The sequence below is a fragment of the Pseudomonas sp. NBRC 111140 genome (assembly GCF_001320885.1).
GTDB classification, from domain to species: Bacteria; Pseudomonadota; Gammaproteobacteria; order Pseudomonadales; family Pseudomonadaceae; genus Aquipseudomonas; species Aquipseudomonas putida_P.
Genome location: NZ_BCBQ01000048.1, coordinates 16,694 through 34,905 on the forward strand (window position 1 = coordinate 16,694; position 18,212 = coordinate 34,905).

Below are 18,212 nucleotides of genomic sequence, written 5' to 3' on the forward strand. Positions count from 1 at the left end.
GGCCGCTTCGCAGCCCTTTCGCGACACAAGGCCGCTCCTACAAAGGGGCCGTGTCGACGTCTTAGAGAGGTTGCATCATGCACCAATGGATCAACGCCCTCGCCGACCACCAGTCCCGTGGCGAAGCCTGCGTGCTGGTGACCATCATCGAGGAGCGCGGCTCGACCCCGCGCAATGCCGGCTCGAAGATGGTGGTCAGCGCCAGCGGCCTGTTCGACACCATCGGCGGCGGCCACCTGGAATACAAGGCCCTGCACATCGCCCGGCAAATGCTCGAAGAGCAGCGCACCACCCCACACCTGGAGCGCTTCAGCCTCGGTGCCAGCCTGGGCCAGTGCTGCGGCGGCGTCACCGTGCTGCTGTTCGAACCGATGGCCGCCGTGCAGGCGCAGATCGCCGTGTTCGGCGCGGGCCATGTCGGCCGGGCTCTGGTACCCTTGCTCGCCGCGCTGCCCTGCCGGGTGCGCTGGATCGACTCGCGCGAACAGGAATTCCCCGAGCACATCCCAAGCGGGGTGACCAAGGTGGTCTGTGAGGAGCCGGTCGACGAAGTCGCGGACCTGCCGCCAGGCAGCTACTGCATCGTCATGACCCACAACCACCAACTCGACCTGGAACTGACCGCCGCCATTCTCAAGCGCAACGACTTCACCTGGTTCGGCCTGATCGGCTCGAAGACCAAACGAGTCAAATTCGAGCACCGCCTGCGCGAGCGCGGCTACGACGACGCCGTGATGGCGCGCATGCGCTGCCCGATGGGCCTGCCAGAGGTAAAGGGCAAGCTGCCCATCGAAATCGCCGTGTCCATCGCCGGCGAAATCATCGCCACCTACAACGCCTGCTTCGGCCAGCACGACGCTGCCGCCAATGCCGGCCCCATTGCCCAGTTGCTGCCGCCCTCCCGGCGCAGCCAAGCCAATTGACGAGTGTGTTATGACCGTTACCCGCAAAGCCTACCGTGCCGCCATCCTGCACAGCATCGCCGACCCGGCCGAGGTGGGCCTGGAGGCTTCCCATGAATACTTCGAAGACGGCCTGCTGGTGGTCGACGACGGCCGCATCAGCGCCATTGGTCACGCCAGCGAGCTGCTGCCGACACTGGATGCCGACATCCCCGTCGAGCACTACCAGGATGCGCTGATCACCCCGGGCTTCATCGACACCCACATCCATTTCCCGCAGACCGGCATGATCGGCTCCTATGGCGAGCAGTTGCTGGACTGGCTGAACACTTACACCTTCCCCTGCGAAAAGCAGTTCGCCGACAAAGGCCATGCCGACCAGGTGGCGAAGATCTTCCTCAAGGAACTGCTGCGCAACGGCACCACCACCGCGCTGGTATTCGGCAGCGTGCACCCGGAATCGGTCAATGCGTTGTTCGAAGAGGCCGAGCGCCTGGACCTGCGCCTGATCGCCGGCAAGGTGATGATGGACCGCAACGCCCCGGATTACCTGACTGACACCGCAGAATCCGGTTACGCCGAAAGCAAGGCGCTGATCGAGCGCTGGCATGGCAAGGGCCGCCTGCACTATGCGGTAACCCCGCGCTTCGCCCCGACCAGCACGCCGCAGCAGCTGACCCTGGCGGGCCAATTGCTCAAGGAACACCCAGGCGTGTACATGCACACGCACCTGTCGGAAAACCTCAAGGAAATCGACTGGGTCAAGTCACTGTTCCCCGAGCAGAAGGGCTACCTGGACGTATACGACCACTTCGAACTGCTGGGCGAGCGCTCGGTGTTCGCCCACGGCGTGCACCTGTGCGACGACGAATGCCAGCGCCTGGCTGAAACCGGCTCGGCAGTAGCCTTCTGCCCTACTTCCAACCTGTTCCTGGGCAGCGGTCTGTTCAACCTGCCCCAGGCCGAGCGCTTCAAGGTCAACGTGGGCCTGGGTACCGATGTGGGCGCCGGCACCAGCTTCTCGCTGCTCAACACCCTGAACGAAGCGTACAAGGTGATGCAGCTGCAAGGCGCGCGCCTGCACCCGTACAAGTCACTGTACCTGGCCACCCTCGGCGGCGCCCGCGCGCTGCGCCTGGATGACCGCATCGGCAGCCTGCGCCCGGGTAATGATGCCGACTTCGTGGTGCTGGACTACAAGGCCACGCCGCTGCTGGACTACCGCATTCAGCAGTCCAACAGCATTGAAGAGACCTTGTTCGTGCTCACCACCCTGGGCGATGACCGCACAGTGCGCGAAACCTACGCCGCCGGGCGTTGCGTGCACCAGCGCTAAGGTTCTTTCGCCAGGCCCCGGTACAGCGCGCCGCCGATTGCAGCACCGATCAGCGGCGCCACCCAGAACAGCCACAGCTGCTGCAAGGCCCAACCGCCAACGAACAATGCCGGCCCCGTGCTGCGCGCGGGGTTGACCGAGGTATTGGTCACCGGGATGGAGATCAGGTGAATCAGGGTCAGGGCCAGACCGATGGCGATGGGCGCAAAGCCTGCTGGTGCGCGGGAATCGGTCGCGCCCATGATCACCACCAGGAACATCGCCGTCATCACCACTTCACTGACAAAGCCTGCCCCCAGCGTGTAGCCGCCGGGCGAATGGTCGGCATAGCCGTTGGACGCCAGCCCCGAGGACAATTCGAAACCGGCCTTGCCGCTGGCGATGAGGTAGATCACTCCTGCCGCCAGGATGGCGCCGATCACTTGCGCAATCACGTAGGGCAGCAGCTCTTTGGCAGGAAAACGCCCGCCCACCACCAGCCCGAAGGACACAGCAGGATTAAGGTGACAGCCAGAGATATGGCCGATGGCGAAGGCCATGGTCAGCACGGTGAGGCCGAAGGCGAAGGCAACACCGAGTACGCCGATGCCGACAGGGGAACTGGCTGCGAGTACCGCACTGCCGCAGCCACCAAGCACCAGCCAGAAGGTACCGATCAGTTCGGCACCCATGCGTTTACCGAGGGACATGCTCATGAATCCATTCCTCAAGAAGTTGAACGCAACGAATGCGCAAGCCCAACTGCTTGATGAAGGTTTGCTCACAAGAATTTAGCAGACCTTTGGCTGATGGCCAGTTATGGCCGGGGGCTGCTTTGCAGGCCCCCTCAATCACCCTGGCAAACGATCAACCCTTGGCGGAAACCTTGGGCTTTTTCAGCAAATGCGAGAACACCGCATGCAGATCGTCCGAGGCACTCTCCTCATCCAGGTTCAGCTTGCTGTCGATGTGGTCCATGTGGTGCATCATCAGGCTCACTGCCTGCTCGGCATCACGTGCCTCGATGGCATCGATCAGTTGCATGTGCTCGTCATACGAGCAGTGCGAGCGGTTGCCGCTTTCGTACTGGGCAATGATCAGCGAGGTCTGCGATACCAGGCTGCGCTGGAAACTCACCAGCGGTGCATTGCCCGCCGCTTCGGCCAGCTTGAGGTGGAACTCGCCGGAAAGGCGAATGCCGGCGCCGCGATCACCGCGCGAGAAGCTGTCGCGCTCTTCACGCACCATCTGCCGCAGCTCGTTGAGCTGGTCGAGGGTGGCGTGCTGCACGGCCAACTCGGTAATGGCGCGTTCGACCATGCGCCGCGAGAAGAACACCTGACGTGCCTCTTCCACGGTCGGGCTGGCCACCACCGCGCCGCGGTTGGGCCGCAGCAGCACCACGCTTTCATGGGCCAGACGCGACAAGGCACGACGGATGATGGTGCGGCTGACGCCAAAGATTTCGCCCAGCGCTTCCTCGCTCAACTTGGTGCCCGGGGCCAGACGCTGCTCGAGGATCGCCTCGAAAATATGCGCGTAGACGATGTCGTCCTGGGTACCGCTGCGGCCGGCCTTGCCGACACGTGCAGGTTTTTTCAGAGGTTGCAGCTGTTCGTTCATGGGCTCTCGAGGCACGAAGAGAAAGTATGGCGCCATTGTACACAGGCTGAGGCGATTCCGCAGGGGGCGTTTCACCTATATAGCCGTTGTACGACGCATTGCGCACACAAAACATAAAACATTATTTGCATTCTTTGTACACAAAAGCATAATCCACCGAGCAACTTCTTGACCCATGAGTCAACAAACCGGTCGGACGTCTGCCTTCCCTCGTGGGGCCGCCAAGTGCATCGCTCAGGAAACTGGCCCCAACTACAACAAGAAAGACTTGAGGAGTACTCGCTGTGGAAAGCCGCAAATCCGAAGCCCCTACGCTGGATCTCGCCCCACCGCTCGAAACGAGCTGGCTGGAGCGGATTTTCAAACTCAAGCAACACGGCAGCACCGTCAAAACCGAAATGATCGCCGGGGTGACCACCTTCATCACCATGGCCTACATCATCTTCGTCAACCCCAACATCATGGCCGACGCTGGCATCGACCATGGTGCCGCCTTCGTCGCCACCTGCATCGCCGCCGCGCTGGGCTGCCTGCTGATGGGCCTGTACGCCAACTGGCCAGTAGGCCTGGCCCCTGGCATGGGGCTTAACGCCTTCTTCACCTACACGGTGGTCGGCACCATGGGCTACAACTGGGAAACAGCGCTCGGGGCGGTATTCATCTCGGGTGTGCTGTTCATGTTCCTGACCTTGTCGAAAGTGCGCGAATGGCTGCTCAACAGCATTCCGGTCAGCCTGCGCCATGCCATGGGGGCTGGCGTCGGATTGTTCCTCGGGCTGATCGGCCTGAAGACGGCAGGCATCATCGTCGACAGCCCCGCCACGCTGATCAAGCTGGGTTCGCTGCATGAGCCAGGGCCGCTGCTGGCGGCCGTGTGCTTCCTGCTGATCGCCATCCTCAGCTACAAGCGGGTGTTTGGCGCGATCCTCATCAGCATCATTGGCGTCACCTTGGCAGGTTGGGGCCTGGGCCTGGTCAAGTTTGGCGGGGTGATGTCGATGCCGCCTAGCCTGGCACCGACCTGGATGGCCATGGACGTGGCTGGCGTGTTCAACGTCAGCATGATCAGCGTGGTGCTGGCGTTTCTGTTCGTGCACATGTTCGACACCGCCGGCACGCTGATGGGCGTGGCGCAGCGTGCCAACCTGGTGGCACCGGACGGGCGTATCGAGAACCTGTCGAAGGCGTTGAAGGCTGACAGTGCATCGAGCGTGTTCGGTGCGGTGGTAGGTGTACCGCCAGTCACCAGCTATGTGGAAAGTGCCGCAGGTGTAGCGGCGGGCGGGCGTACCGGCCTTACTGCGGTAGTAGTGGGCCTGCTGTTCATCGCCGCGATGTTCTTCGCCCCGCTGGCTGGGATGATTCCGGCCTATGCGACGGCGGGTGCACTTATTTATGTGGCGATGTTGATGATGGGCAGCATGGCGCATATCCATTGGGATGAAGCCACAGACAGCATTCCGGCGATCGTCACGGTGATCATGATGCCATTGACCTTCTCGGTCGCCGACGGTATCGCCCTGGGCTTCATCAGCTACGTCGCGCTGAAGGCAGGTACCGGCAAGTACAAGGAGATCTCGGCCAGCCTGTGGGTGCTGTGCGCGATCTTCATTGCCAAGTTTGTGTTCCTCTGACCGTTACTGCACCAACCAAGGGCGCCTCGGCGCCCTTTCTTTTTATGTTGCCGGCGAAGAGGCCAGCGCAGGCAATGCAAAAACAGCAGACGAAAAAAAGCCCGCCAGTGTGAGAGCGGGCCAAAGGACCTACGAAGATTCTTCTAGCGACCAACTAGCTTCCACGATAGGTCGAATAGCTGTACGGCGAGATCAGCAGTGGCACGTGGTAGTGCTCCTGCTGCTCGTCGATACCAAAGCGCAGCACGACAACATCCAGAAACGCCTGGGCCGGCAGTTGCACGCCGCGGGCGCGGTAGTAATCGCCAGCGCTGAACTGCAACTGGTAAACGCCAGTGCGGTAGTCGTCACCCTGCAGCAGTGGCGCGTCGACGCGGCCATCGCTGTTGGTCAGGGCGGTATTCACCAGCTCCAGTTGCTGGCCTTCGACGCGGTACAGCTCGACCTTGATCGAGCTGCCCGGGCAGCCATGCGCGGCATCCAGTACGTGTGTGGTCAAACGTCCCATTGCGTGTCGCCTCTTGTTCAATCTGTGGGCAAAAAATACTCAGCCTTCGCACCAGCATAGCGCCTGCGGCAGGCGGGAATGACGCCATTAAGACATTCCATCGCAAAATTGTACACAATTTTTTAAACCCTTCTGTCACACCGTTCGTCCGGCGCCCATAAACGACCCATCGGTCGCAAATACAAGCGACGTAACGACGTCAACGTCATTAGCTGACCAATCAGGCAGGTTTCTTGCACTGTATTTCCAGGTCGCTGCAGGGCGACAAAAGGGAAGAAATGCGGAAAAACAGGCTTACAAAAGATTTCAGAAGTTGTATACAATCAACCCATCCGGTGGTGCGACATACCGACGCGGCCCGCCCCCCCCCTGCACTAACGCACAAGAAGGAAGACTGCAGTGAGCGCTGACTACCCTCGCGACCTGATCGGTTACGGCAACAACCCTCCTCACCCGCAATGGCCGGGCAACGCTCGCATCGCGCTGTCTTTCGTCCTCAACTACGAGGAAGGCGGCGAACGCAACATCCTGCACGGTGACAAAGAGTCCGAAGCCTTCCTGTCCGAGATGGTCGCTGCCCAGCCACTGCAGGGCCAGCGCAACATGAGCATGGAATCGCTGTACGAGTACGGCAGCCGTGCCGGCGTGTGGCGCCTGCTGAAGCTGTTCAAGGAAAGCGGTGTGCCGCTGACCATCTTCGCCGTGGCCATGGCCGCCCAGCGCCACCCTGACGTTATCCGCGCCATGGCCGAAGCCGGCCACGAAATCTGCAGCCACGGCTACCGCTGGATCGATTACCAAAACATGGACGAGGCCCAGGAGCGCGAGCACATGCTCGAAGCCATCCGCATCCTCACCGAACTCACCGGCGAGCGCCCAGTGGGCTGGTACACCGGCCGCACCGGCCCCAACACCCGCCGCCTGGTGATGGAAGAAGGTGGCTTCCTCTATGACAGCGACACCTACGACGACGACCTGCCCTACTGGGAGCCGAACAACCCTACCGGCAAGCCGCACCTGGTGATCCCGTACACCCTGGACACCAACGACATGCGCTTCACCCAGGTGCAGGGTTTCAACTGCGGCGAGCAGTTCTTCCAGTACCTCAAAGACGCCTTCGATGTGCTGTACGCCGAAGGCGCCGAAGCACCAAAAATGCTGTCCATCGGCCTGCATTGCCGCCTGGTCGGCCGCCCGGCGCGCCTGGCTGCACTGAAGCGCTTCGTCGATTACGCAAAAAGCCATGACCAGGTCTGGTTCGCCCGTCGCGTGGATATCGCCCGCCACTGGCACACCACCCACCCGTACAAGAAAGAGAACGCCTGATGACCGCCTTCAACACTCTCAAGCCATCCGCCCTGGGCCGTGACGCCTTCGTCGCAGCCTTCGCCGACATCTACGAGCACTCGCCGTGGGTGGCCGAAAAAGCCTATGACCTGGGCCAACTGGGCGAACTGGACGAGATCGAGGCGCTGCACCAGCGCATGAGCGACATCCTGCTCAGCGCCAACCACGCCGACCAGCTGGCACTGATCAACGCTCACCCGGACCTCGCCGGCAAGGCCGCCATCCAGGGCGAACTGACCGAATCGAGCACCAACGAACAGGCCGGCGCCGGTATTCACCAGTGCACCGCCGAAGAATTCGCCCGTTTCACCGAGCTGAACGACGCCTACAAGGCCAAGTTCCAGTTCCCGTTCATCATGGCGGTAAAGGGCAGCAATCGGCACCAGATCCTCGCCGCCTTTGAAAAACGCATCCACAACGATGCCGATGCCGAATTCAAGGAAGCCCTGGCGCAGATCAACCTGATCGCCCTGTTCCGCCTGCTGCAGCTGTAAGCAACAGCCGAACCTTATTCAGAAAACGAACAATAGAAGAGATAACCGCATGCGCACCCTGATGATCGAGCCCCTGACCAAAGAAGCCTTCGCCCAATTCGGAGACGTGATCGAAACCGACGGCAGCGACCACTTCATGATCAACAACGGCTCGACCATGCGCTTTCACAAGCTCGCCACGGTCGAAACCGCCGAGCCTGAAGACAAGGCGATCATCAGCATCTTCCGCGCCGACGCGCAGGACATGCCGCTGACCGTGCGCATGCTGGAACGCCATCCGCTGGGCAGCCAGGCTTTCATCCCGCTGCTCGGCAACCCCTTTCTGATCGTGGTCGCGCCGGTTGGCGATGCACCTGTATCAGGCTTGGTCCGGGCCTTCCGCAGTAATGGCAGGCAGGGCGTTAATTACCATCGCGGCGTTTGGCACCACCCGGTGCTTACGATCGAAAAGCGGGATGATTTCCTGGTGGTTGATCGCAGTGGTTCTGGCAACAACTGCGATGAGCATTACTTCACCGAGGAACAGATGCTGATCCTCAATCCCCACCAATAAGAAAAGGTCAGTCATCTTCTCGGTGACTGGCAGAGGTACATACTGTGGAAGCACACCTTCACGAATGGCTGAACCTGAGCATTCGCTGGGTTCACATGATCACCGGTGTCGCCTGGATCGGTGCATCGTTCTACTTCGTCTGGCTGGAGAACCACCTGAACCGAAGCAACCCGCGCGATGGGTTGTCGGGTGATCTCTGGGCGATTCACGGCGGTGGTATCTACCACCTGGAGAAATACAAACTCGCACCCCCGAAAATGCCCGAGAACCTGCACTGGTTCAAATGGGAAGCCTACTTCACCTGGATGTCCGGTATCGCCCTGCTGTGCGTGGTGTTCTACTGGAACCCGGCCCTGTACCTGCTGGCCCCTGGCAGCACCCTGAGCGGTGCCGAAGGCGTGGCCATCGGTATCGGCTCGTTGATCGCTGGCTGGTTCATCTACGACTTCCTGTGCGACTCGCCCCTGGGCAAGAAGCCTGCGCTGCTCGGTGGTGTGCTGTTCGTGCTGATCATCGCCGCCTGCTGGGGCTTCAGCCTGGTGTTCAGCGGCCGTGGCGCGTACCTGCACACCGGCGCGATCATCGGCACCATCATGGTTGGTAACGTGTTCCGCATCATCATGCCGGCCCAGCGCCAGCTGGTGGCGGCGATCGAGAACAACCAGACGCCCGACCCGGTACTGCCGGCCAAGGGCCTGCTGCGCTCGCGTCACAACAACTACTTCACCCTGCCGGTGCTGTTCATCATGATCAGCAACCATTTCCCGAGCACCTACGGTAGCCAGTACAACTGGCTGATCCTGGCCGGTATCGCAGTAGCCGCGGTTCTGATCCGCCACTACTTCAACACCCGTCACGACAGCAACAAGTACGCCTGGACCCTGCCCGTCGGCGCCCTGGCAATGATCTGCCTGGCCTACGTCACCGGCCCGAAACCGATGGCCGTAAGCCCAGAGCAAGCCGCAGCGAAGATCGAGTACCAACCGCTGCCCGCGACCGCCGTCGGTGGCAAGACCGCTGCCGAGCAGCGCGCCGAGGACGCCGCCAAGGCTGCCCAAGCGCCGGCCGCACCCGCCGAGGCCCCTGCCCAGGCGGCAGCCCAGGCCGGTGGTGGCGACTTCGACAAGATCCACAATGTCATCCAGGAACGCTGCACCGTGTGCCATTCGTCCAAACCGACCAGCCCACTGTTCAGTGCCGCCCCTGCCGGCGTGATGTTCGACACCCCGCAGCAGATCCAGGCCCAGGCCGCGCGCATTCAGGCGCAAGCGGTCGCCAGCCAGATCATGCCGCTGGGCAACATCACCCAGATGACCACCGAAGAGCGCAAGCTCGTCGGCGACTGGATCGCCAAAGGTGCCCAGGTCAACTGACCGAAGCCGCAAGCTTCAAGCCTCAAGCTGTAAGTCGTAGGTAACAAGCAAGCATCGAGCGTCAGGCTCCAACGCGGATCACCAAGCTTCTACTTGAAGCTTGCCGCTTGGAGCTTGCCGCTTGGATCCGAGAATAAAAACAAAACTCGAGGTGCTGCATGTCCGAGTCACGCAAGGCGTATATCCCCATTGCGCCGCCGCGCGAACCCTTGCCCCTGTTCCAACTGATCCTGGTTGGCCTGCAACACGTTCTGCTGATGTACGGTGGCGCGATCGCCGTGCCGTTGATCATCGGCCAGGCCGCTGGGTTGTCCCGTGAAGAAGTCGCTTTCCTGATCAACGCCGACCTGCTGGTCGCTGGCGTCGCTACCATCATCCAGTCGTTCGGTATCGGCCCGGTGGGCATCCGCATGCCGGTGATGATGGGTGCCAGTTTCGCGGCCGTCGGCAGCATGGTGGCCATGGCCGGCATGCCCGGCGTAGGCCTGCAGGGGATCTTCGGTGCGACCATCGCCGCCGGGTTCTTCGGCATGCTGATCGCCCCGTTCATGTCCAAGGTCGTACGCTTCTTCCCGCCGCTGGTCACCGGTACGGTGATCACCTCGATTGGCCTGTCGCTGTTCCCCGTGGCAGTCAATTGGGCGGGTGGCGGCCATGAAGCCGAAACCTTTGGCTCGCCGATCTACCTGTTGGTGGCCGGCCTGGTATTGGCTGTGATCCTGCTGATCAACCGCTTCATGCGCGGCTTCTGGGTCAACGTGTCGGTACTGGTGGGCATGGGCCTTGGCTACATCCTGGCCGGTTCCATCGGCATGGTCGACCTGTCTGGCCTGAAGGACGCGCCGTGGTTGCAGGTGGTCACCCCCCTGCACTTCGGCATGCCGACATTCAGCCTGGCCCCCATCCTGTCCATGTGCCTGGTGGTGGTGATCATCTTCGTCGAGTCCACCGGCATGTTCCTGGCCCTGGGCAAGGTGACCGATCGCGAAGTGACCCCCGGCATGCTGCGTCGCGGCCTGCTGTGCGATGCCGGTGCGTCGTTCATCGCCGGTTTCTTCAACACCTTCACCCACTCCTCGTTCGCCCAGAACATCGGCCTGGTGCAAATGACCGGGGTGCGCTGCCGCTTTGTCACCATCGTGGCCGGTGCCCTGTTGATGCTGCTCAGCCTGCTGCCCAAGGCGGCCTTCCTGATTGCCTCGATCCCACCTGCGGTACTGGGCGGCGCGTCCATCGCCATGTTCGGCATGGTCACCGCCACCGGGATCAAGATTCTTCAGGAGGCGGACATCGGCGACCGCCGCAACCAGCTGCTGGTTGCCGTGAGCGTCGGCTTCGGGTTGATCCCCGTGGTGCGTCCGGAGTTCTTCGCCCAGATGCCACAGTGGATGGAACCCATCACCCACAGTGGTATCGCCATGGCCACGGTCAGTGCCCTGGTGTTGAACGTCCTGTTCAACATCCTCGGTGGTGCCGACCGCGCGGTGCACAACGACGCCTGTCACCAGCATTGAGCCAGAAGGGGCGGCGCATTGCCGCCCCTCATTCACATCTGCAGTAACCGCTACGCCGTCGACCCGCCGGAATGGGTCGCCCGGGGCGCCTGCGCGCCAAAAAAACCGCCAACAAAAACAATAAGTCCGGGAATCACAACATGAAGCGCATCACCACGTCCCTGTTGTTGGGCAGCAGCCTGCTGGCCACCCTACCCTCACATGCAGGCGAATGGCTGCAGTGGCACGGCGAAAGCCTGACCTACCTGTACGGCAAGGACTTCAAGGTCAACCCTGATATCCAGCAGACCATCACTTTCGAGCACGCCAACAAATGGAAGTACGGCGACACCTTCATGTTCGTCGACAAGATTTTCTACAACGGCAAAGCCGACCCCAGCAAAGGCGTGACCACCTACTATGGCGAGTTCAGCCCGCGCCTGTCGTTCGGCAAGATCCTCGACCGCAAGCTTGCCTTCGGCCCGATCAAGGACGTGCTCCTGGCCATGACCTACGAGCGCGGCGAGGGCGACAACGAAGCCTACCTGATCGGCCCCGGCTTCGACCTGGACATCCCCGGCTTCAACTATTTCACCCTCAACTTCTACGTGCGCAACACCGAAGGCAGCCGCCCCGGTGACAATGTCTGGCAGATCACCCCCGGCTGGTCATACACCATCCCGGTGGGCCGCTCCGACATTCTGATCGACGGTTACATGGATTGGGTCACCGACAATGACCAAACCCGCCGTGGCACCTACCACGCCAACCTGCACTTCAACCCACAGGTCAAATATGACCTGGGCAAGGCACTGAACCTGGGCGCCAAACAGCTCTACGTCGGCTTTGAATACAGCTACTGGAAGGACAAGTACGGCATCGACAGCCGTGGCAACCTGGACAGCAATCAGAGCGTCGCCAGTGCGCTGATCAAGGTACACTTCTAAGAAGCTGACCAAACGCACAAGTTTGAACCACCCCGCTCCAGGACGGAGCACTTGAGGCCCGGCGCGCAAGCCAGTAATCTGCGCGCCCCCTCGATCAGGGCAGAACGGATTCTGCCTGCGTTTACTGACCGCTCAGTCAATGAATACGGGCGGTTGGCCAACGTGTTGCCAGCCTGAAAGACCCTTTTCATCCGTTCAGAACGAAGTCGAGCAGGAAGGTTTTGCCAAACCGGAAAAGTTGGCTCAACCCTTGCCAAACAGCTGTGGCCTATCGAAAAAAGCTGACTCGCAAGACAACAAAAAAGCGCCATCACCGAGCGCTGACAACAGATCAATCAAGGGAGCGACACTCGCAATGCGTACCATCAACAGCCTGATCCTTGCCGGCGGCCTGCTGGCCTGTGGCACCACCTTCGGCGGCGACCTGCTGCAATGGCAGAACAACAGCCTGACCTACCTGTGGGGCAAGAACTTCAAGGTCAACCCCGAAACCCAGCAAACCTTCACCTTCGAGCACGCCGACGCGTGGAAGTACGGCGACAACTTCTTCTTCGTCGACAAGATCTTCTACCAGGGCAAGAAGGACGCCAACAACGGGCCCAACACCTACTACGGCGAGTTCAGCCCACGCCTGTCGTTCGGCAAGATCTTCGACCAGAAGCTGGAGTTCGGCCCGGTCAAGGACGTGCTGCTGGCCATGACCTACGAGTTTGGCGAGGGTGACACCGAGTCGTACCTGATCGGCCCAGGCTTCGACCTGGCCATCCCGGGCTTCGATTACTTCCAGCTCAACTTCTACAACCGCACCACCGACGGCAGCCGCGCCGGCGACAACGTATGGCAGATCACCCCGGTATGGTCGTACACCATCCCGGTCGGCGATTCCGACGTGCTGATCGACGGCTTCATGGACTGGGTGGTGGACAACGACGAGAACCGCCACGGCACCTACCAGGCCAACCTGCACTTCAACCCACAGATCAAGTACGACCTGGGCAAGGCGTTGCACCTGGGCGAGAAGCAGCTGTACGTGGGTGTCGAGTACGACTACTGGAAGAACAAATACGGTATCAAGGACAGCGATGCCTTCACTACCGACCAGAACACCATGAGTTTCCTGGTAAAAGTGCACTTCTGATGCGCTGAATCGTGACAGCGCGTTGATCTTCCAACGCGCTGTCACGCCAAATCATGTAAGAACTTTCCTACAACTTATTAAGACTATTCTTACTTACTGATAAATTTGCCTTTAAAGTCAGAACAAGCACACACGGCAACATCACGCCAAACAGCAAAAGCCCCAGCTCCACCTGCCAGTGCTCCAGCACACGCAAGATGTCCAGCACCAGCATGATGCTATTGGTTATCAACGCCAGGCCAAATACCGCACAGCATTTGTACAAAGCCCCTACCCCCGCCCCGCGCAGCAGCATCAGAAGGCCCACGGCGCCCCAGGCTAAGGCCGAGCCCAGGTAAAGGGCCAAGTGGTACACATCGTAAGTCAACACATTTCCGAACATGATTTAACCTCCCGACCTGTAGGAAATAAGCAAAGTGCTTACTATATGCCCGAGATTCCACTTAGTCCCTGCGAATTTTTGACAAAATTTTTGCACTTACCCATCTAGCATGCTTGGCTTCTTGCATCCAAAAAAGAAAACAGGCCCACTTAATGCGCACCTCCCTCGCCGCACCTTGGCGGTACCTGCTGTTAGTTTGCTCGCTCTGGTTCGGCATTTTCTTGCTGACCCGTCTGGTATTGCTGGTCACCCACCTGGATGAAGTACATGGCAACTACTTCTCATTATTCTTCAGTGGTGCCTTGTACGACCTGAGCTTCCTCACCTACGCCGCTCTGCCGCTGGGGCTTTACCTGGCGCTGTGCCCGGCCGCACTGTGGCGCACGGCCTTGCATCGCCGGCTCATGGGCGGGGTGTTGATCGTCAGCCTGTTCGTGATGCTGTTCGTCGCGGTGGCCGAGTGGCTGTTCTGGGACGAGTTCGGGGTGCGCTTCAACTTCATCGCCGTGGACTACCTGGTGTATTCCAAGGAAGTGCTGGACAACATTCGCGAGTCGTACCCGCTGCCAACGCTACTGGGCAGCATCGCCGTGGTTGCCGTCCTGCTTGCCCTGATCCTGCGCAAACCTCTGGCCCAGGCCCTCGCAGCACCCGGCGCCAACCTGCGCCAGCGCCTGGGTGGCCTTGCGCTGCTGGCCGTGCTGGGCGGGCTCAGCGTGCTAGTGGTCGACCAGCAATTCCCGCGTGGCCAAGGCGGTAACGCCTATCAGCGCGAACTGGCCAGCAACGGCCCGTACCAGTTCTTCGCCGCGTTCCGCAACAACGAGCTCGACTACACCCAGTTCTACGCCAGCCTCGACGCCAACGAAGTCGGTACGCAGATGCACCAGGAACTGGCCGAGCCCAACGCGCGGTTCAAGGCCAGCGAGCCCGAGGACATTCGTCGCCACATCAGCGCCAGCGGCGAGCCACGCAAGCCCAACATCATCCTGGTCACCATCGAGAGCTTCAGCGCCAAGTACATGGGCAGCAACGGCGACCCACGCAACCTCACGCCCAACCTGGACGCGCTGCGCCAACAGAGCCTGTACTTCAACAACTTCTACGCCACCGGCACGCGTACCGATCGCGGCCTGGAAGCCATCACCCTGTCGATCCCCCCAACGCCGGGCCGCTCGATCGTCAAGCGCATCGGCCGCGAAAGCGGCTATGGCAGCCTCGGTCAGCAACTGAAAGCGGTGGGTTATGACGCCGTATTCGTCTATGGCGGGCGCGGCTACTTCGACAACATGAACGCCTTCTTCAGCGGCAATGGCTACCGTATCGTCGACCAGAGCAGCGTCGACGAGAGCGAAATCGGCTTCAAGAACGCTTGGGGCATGGCTGACGAAGACCTGTATCGGCAGACGCTGAAGCTGGCCGATGCCGACCACGCCAGGCAGCAACCGTTCTTCCTGCAACTGATGACCACCTCCAACCACCGCCCTTACACCTACCCCGATGGCCGTATCGACATTCCGTCAGGTGAAGGCCGTGAGGGCGCGGTGAAGTACACCGACCATGCCATTGCGCAGTTCCTGCGGGAGGCCAAGGGCAAGCCATGGTTCGACAACACCCTGTTCGTGTTCGTCGCCGACCACACCGCCGGCAGCGCGGGCGTTGAAGACCTGCCGGTCAGCAATTACCAGATCCCGCTGTGGATCTATGCACCCAAGCTGATCGCCCCGCGCGAAGACGCACAACTGGCCAGCCAGATCGACCTGGCACCAACCCTGCTCGGCCTGCTCAACCTGAGCTACACCTCGACCTTCTTCGGCCGCGACCTGCTACGCGAAGAATCCCTGGCGCCGCGTGTGCTGATCGGCAACTACCAGCACCTGGGGCTCTTCGACGGCAAGGACCTGGCGATCCTCAGCCCACGCGGCGGCATGCGCGTGCACCAGGATGCCTTGAGCAACAGCCGGGAAACCACTGTAGACAGCGACCACCCACTGGTACGACGGGCGATTGCCTACTACCAGAGTGCTGCCAACGATTTCAGCAAGGGCCTCCTGGCCTGGAAGCCGCAGGAGCAAGGTGCGGTGGCTGAACAGTAAAACCTGTGAGACGGCAACGCGGTGAATGACATCGACGTTGCCGGCCACACAACTCAGGTAGCCGGGCGAAACGCTCGCCACAACTTCCCGGCAGCCGCCACCACCGCCAGCACCACGGCACCGGCTACCACACCCGCCACACCGTTGAGCAGTGCCCCGGTCAGCGCGCCACCACGTCCTTCGCTGAAGGCCTCGATGGCATGGTGCAGCGGGGCAATGCCATGCACCAGAATCCCGCCACCGACCAGGAACATGGCCGCGGTGCCAATCACCGACAGGCTCTTCATCATGTATGGGGCAGCCTGCAAGATGCCATTGCCGACCACCTGGGCCAGCCGGGACGCCTTGGTGGTCATCCACAACCCCAGGTCATCCAGTTTGACAATGCCGCCCACCAAACCATAAACACCGATGGTCATGACAATGGCGATACCCGACAGCACGATGATCTGCTGTGTCAGCGGCGCATCCGCCACAGTACCCAAGGTGATGGCAATGATTTCAGCCGAAAGGATGAAATCGGTGCGCACCGCACCCTTGATCTTGGTTTTTTCGAAGGCGACCAGATCGACATTGGCATCGGCCATTGCCTCCTTGCGCGCCTCGTGCGCGGCTGCATCGTCTTCCTTGCTGTGCAAAAACTTGTGCGCCAGCTTCTCGAAGCCCTCGAAGCACAGGTAGGCGCCCCCCACCATCAACAAGGGCGTAACCGCCCACGGAATGAACGCACTGATCAGCAACGCCGCCGGCACCAGGATGGCCTTGTTGACGAACGACCCTTTGGCCACCGCCCACACAACCGGAATTTCGCGCTCGGCACGCACGCCGGTGACTTGCTGAGCATTCAGCGCCAGGTCGTCACCCAGCACACCCGCAGTCTTTTTTGCCGCGACTTTGGTCATCAGCGAGACGTCGTCCAGCAGCGTGGCGATATCGTCGATCAGTACCAGTAGACTGCTTCCTGCCATGTTTGCCTGTTTCCACTGAAATGAATGTGCCGGAGTCTAGCCGAAAGTCGCTGCCTTGAGCGCCCGTCAAGCCCGGTGCTACCATGCCCGATCCCTCTTAGAGGTGGCCAGACACGAGGAAGATCCCTGACCATGAGCACCATTCGCGAGCGCAACAAGGAACTGATCCTGCGCGCAGCCAGTGAAGAATTTGCCGACAAGGGCTTCGCCGCCACCAAGACCAGCGATATTGCGGCCAAGGCCGGCCTGCCCAAGCCGAACGTGTATTACTACTTCAAGTCCAAGGACAACCTCTACCGCGAGGTCCTGGAAAGCATCATCGCGCCGATCATGCAGGCCTCCACACCGTTCAATGCCGACGGTGATCCGAAAGAAGTGCTGAGCGCCTATATTCGTTCGAAGATCCGCATTTCGCGCGACCTGCCGTACGCCTCCAAGGTGTTCGCCAGCGAGATCATGCATGGCGCCCCACACCTGTCGCCGAACCAGGTGGAGCAGTTGAACGAGCAGGCCCGGCATAACATCGAGTGCATCCAGCGCTGGATCGACCGTGGGCAGATCGCCCATGTGGACGCGCATCACCTGATGTTCAGTATCTGGGCGGCGACCCAGACCTATGCCGACTTCGACTGGCAGATTTCTGCAGTGACCGGCAAGGCCAAGCTGGCAGACAGTGATTACGACGCGGCGGCCGAGACCATTATCCGCATGGTATTGAAAGGCTGCGAGCCGGAAGCAGCCTGACAGGGCCAGTGGGGCTGCCTTGCAGCCCTTCGCGACACAAGGCCGCTACCACAGGGACATTGCATAACCCCTGTGGGAGCGGCCTTGCGTCGCGATTGGGCCGCAACGCGGCCCCCGGTTGTCTCGAGCCTTACGCCGCTACCCCGGCATCCGCCCGCAACCCCACCTCCTCGATCGCACTGATCGCGCACTGCTCGTCGATATCCGACGTATCGCCGCTGATCCCTACCGCACCCAGCACCTTGCCGTCCTGATCACGAATCAGCACGCCTCCCGGCGCTGGCACCACCGGCCGCTCCCCCATCCCGTTCAGCGCGGCAAAAAACGCCGGCCGTTGCTGTGCATCCAGCGCCAGCAACCGCGAGCCCTTGCCCAGGGCAATTGCGCCCCAGGCTTTGCCAGCGGCCACTTCAGGCCTAATCAGGCTGGCGCCATCTTCACGCTGCAGCGCCAGCAGGTGCCCGCCGGCATCCAGCACCGCCACGGTCAGTGGCGCGGCATTGATCTTGCGGCCCGCCGCCAACGCGGCATTCACCAGGCTGACAGCGACTTTCAGGTTCAAAGCGTTCATGGAAAGGTCCTCTTCTTGTTGTGAGAAGCCCTGAGGGCAGTTGAAAACCGATAGAACAAATAGAACACAACGAAAGGTATTTTTGTATACAATATTTTGAAACGATCGTATGCGATGGCGCAAA

18 protein-coding genes are annotated in these 18,212 nt (G+C 60.9%); 12 read left to right on the plus strand and 6 right to left on the minus strand.

Annotated elements, in window-relative coordinates; translation table 11 throughout:
- Positions 1-77 precede the first annotated feature (77 nt).
- Together xdhC and guaD are read left to right on the plus strand one after the other, a co-directional pair.
- Positions 78-923: a xanthine dehydrogenase accessory protein XdhC gene (xdhC, locus tag APH42_RS16365; RefSeq protein ID WP_060493785.1), complete on the plus strand. Its 846-nt coding sequence runs from the start codon at positions 78-80 to the stop codon at positions 921-923.
- 10 nt (positions 924-933) lie between these two features.
- A complete protein-coding gene (guaD, locus tag APH42_RS16370) occupies positions 934-2,238 on the plus strand; it encodes a guanine deaminase (protein WP_060493786.1) in 1,305 nt (434 codons plus the stop codon).
- On the opposite strand, the gene aqpZ is transcribed toward guaD, so the two are convergent.
- Both aqpZ and APH42_RS16380 read right to left on the minus strand, forming a co-directional pair.
- Positions 2,235-2,933 (minus strand): aquaporin Z, encoded by a 699-nt coding sequence (aqpZ, locus tag APH42_RS16375; RefSeq protein ID WP_012273430.1) that lies wholly within the window; start codon positions 2,931-2,933, stop codon positions 2,235-2,237. The two genes, guaD and aqpZ, sit on opposite strands and share 4 nt — an antisense overlap.
- A gap of 151 nt (positions 2,934-3,084) precedes the next feature.
- Positions 3,085-3,840: a GntR family transcriptional regulator gene (locus APH42_RS16380; RefSeq protein ID WP_012273431.1), complete on the minus strand. Its 756-nt coding sequence runs from the start codon at positions 3,838-3,840 to the stop codon at positions 3,085-3,087.
- A 284-nt stretch (positions 3,841-4,124) separates the two neighbouring features.
- Here APH42_RS16380 and APH42_RS16385 point away from each other — a divergent pair, with 284 nt between their 5' ends.
- On the plus strand, positions 4,125-5,474 hold the full coding sequence (locus tag APH42_RS16385; protein ID WP_012273432.1) for an NCS2 family permease: 1,350 nt from the start codon (positions 4,125-4,127) through the stop codon (positions 5,472-5,474).
- 154 nt (positions 5,475-5,628) lie between these two features.
- Here the strand turns inward: APH42_RS16385 and uraH are convergent, their stop codons facing one another.
- Positions 5,629-5,982: a hydroxyisourate hydrolase gene (gene uraH, locus APH42_RS16390; protein ID WP_003259496.1), complete on the minus strand. Its 354-nt coding sequence runs from the start codon at positions 5,980-5,982 to the stop codon at positions 5,629-5,631.
- 399 nt (positions 5,983-6,381) lie between these two features.
- On the opposite strand from uraH, the gene puuE reads away from it, so the two are divergent.
- The 7 genes from puuE to APH42_RS16425 all read left to right on the plus strand — a co-directional run bounded on the left by puuE (position 6,382) and on the right by APH42_RS16425 (position 13,327).
- Positions 6,382-7,308, plus strand: a complete 927-nt coding sequence (puuE, locus tag APH42_RS16395; RefSeq protein WP_012273433.1) for an allantoinase PuuE — start codon at positions 6,382-6,384, stop codon at positions 7,306-7,308.
- Complete coding sequence (gene uraD, locus APH42_RS16400) at positions 7,308-7,823, plus strand: 2-oxo-4-hydroxy-4-carboxy-5-ureidoimidazoline decarboxylase (RefSeq protein WP_060493787.1); 516 nt, start codon at positions 7,308-7,310, stop codon at positions 7,821-7,823. Before puuE ends, uraD begins: the two co-directional genes overlap by 1 nt.
- 49 nt (positions 7,824-7,872) lie before the next feature.
- The gene (locus APH42_RS16405) at positions 7,873-8,376 is read left to right on the plus strand and encodes an ureidoglycolate lyase (protein WP_003254333.1); all 504 of its coding nucleotides are present in this window, start codon (positions 7,873-7,875) and stop codon (positions 8,374-8,376) included.
- A gap of 44 nt (positions 8,377-8,420) precedes the next feature.
- Positions 8,421-9,749, plus strand: a complete 1,329-nt coding sequence (locus APH42_RS16410) for a urate hydroxylase PuuD (protein ID WP_012273435.1) — start codon at positions 8,421-8,423, stop codon at positions 9,747-9,749.
- Positions 9,750-9,907: 158 nt separating this feature from the next.
- Positions 9,908-11,263: a nucleobase:cation symporter-2 family protein gene (locus APH42_RS16415; RefSeq protein WP_060493788.1), complete on the plus strand. Its 1,356-nt coding sequence runs from the start codon at positions 9,908-9,910 to the stop codon at positions 11,261-11,263.
- 140 nt (positions 11,264-11,403) lie between these two features.
- Positions 11,404-12,189: an outer membrane protein OmpK gene (locus tag APH42_RS16420; RefSeq protein ID WP_041166761.1), complete on the plus strand. Its 786-nt coding sequence runs from the start codon at positions 11,404-11,406 to the stop codon at positions 12,187-12,189.
- Positions 12,190-12,544: 355 nt separating this feature from the next.
- Positions 12,545-13,327 (plus strand): outer membrane protein OmpK, encoded by a 783-nt coding sequence (locus APH42_RS16425; protein WP_012273438.1) that lies wholly within the window; start codon positions 12,545-12,547, stop codon positions 13,325-13,327.
- Between the two features lie 67 nt (positions 13,328-13,394).
- Here APH42_RS16425 and APH42_RS16430 read toward each other — a convergent pair whose 3' ends face one another.
- Positions 13,395-13,709, minus strand: coding sequence for a hypothetical protein (locus tag APH42_RS16430; protein WP_012273439.1), 315 nt, complete (start codon positions 13,707-13,709; stop codon positions 13,395-13,397).
- Positions 13,710-13,861: 152 nt separating this feature from the next.
- On the opposite strand from APH42_RS16430, the gene APH42_RS16435 reads away from it, so the two are divergent.
- Positions 13,862-15,805: an LTA synthase family protein gene (locus APH42_RS16435; protein ID WP_060493789.1), complete on the plus strand. Its 1,944-nt coding sequence runs from the start codon at positions 13,862-13,864 to the stop codon at positions 15,803-15,805.
- Between the two features lie 53 nt (positions 15,806-15,858).
- On the opposite strand, the gene APH42_RS16440 is transcribed toward APH42_RS16435, so the two are convergent.
- Entirely contained in the window at positions 15,859-16,773 is a 915-nt protein-coding gene (locus tag APH42_RS16440; RefSeq protein ID WP_060493790.1) for a DUF808 domain-containing protein, read from the minus strand.
- A gap of 132 nt (positions 16,774-16,905) precedes the next feature.
- Here APH42_RS16440 and APH42_RS16445 point away from each other — a divergent pair, with 132 nt between their 5' ends.
- Entirely contained in the window at positions 16,906-17,517 is a 612-nt protein-coding gene (locus APH42_RS16445; protein WP_012273442.1) for a TetR/AcrR family transcriptional regulator, read from the plus strand.
- Between the two features lie 130 nt (positions 17,518-17,647).
- Here APH42_RS16445 and APH42_RS16450 read toward each other — a convergent pair whose 3' ends face one another.
- Positions 17,648-18,088: a heme-binding protein gene (locus APH42_RS16450; RefSeq protein ID WP_012273443.1), complete on the minus strand. Its 441-nt coding sequence runs from the start codon at positions 18,086-18,088 to the stop codon at positions 17,648-17,650.
- Positions 18,089-18,212: the final 124 nt, after the last annotated feature.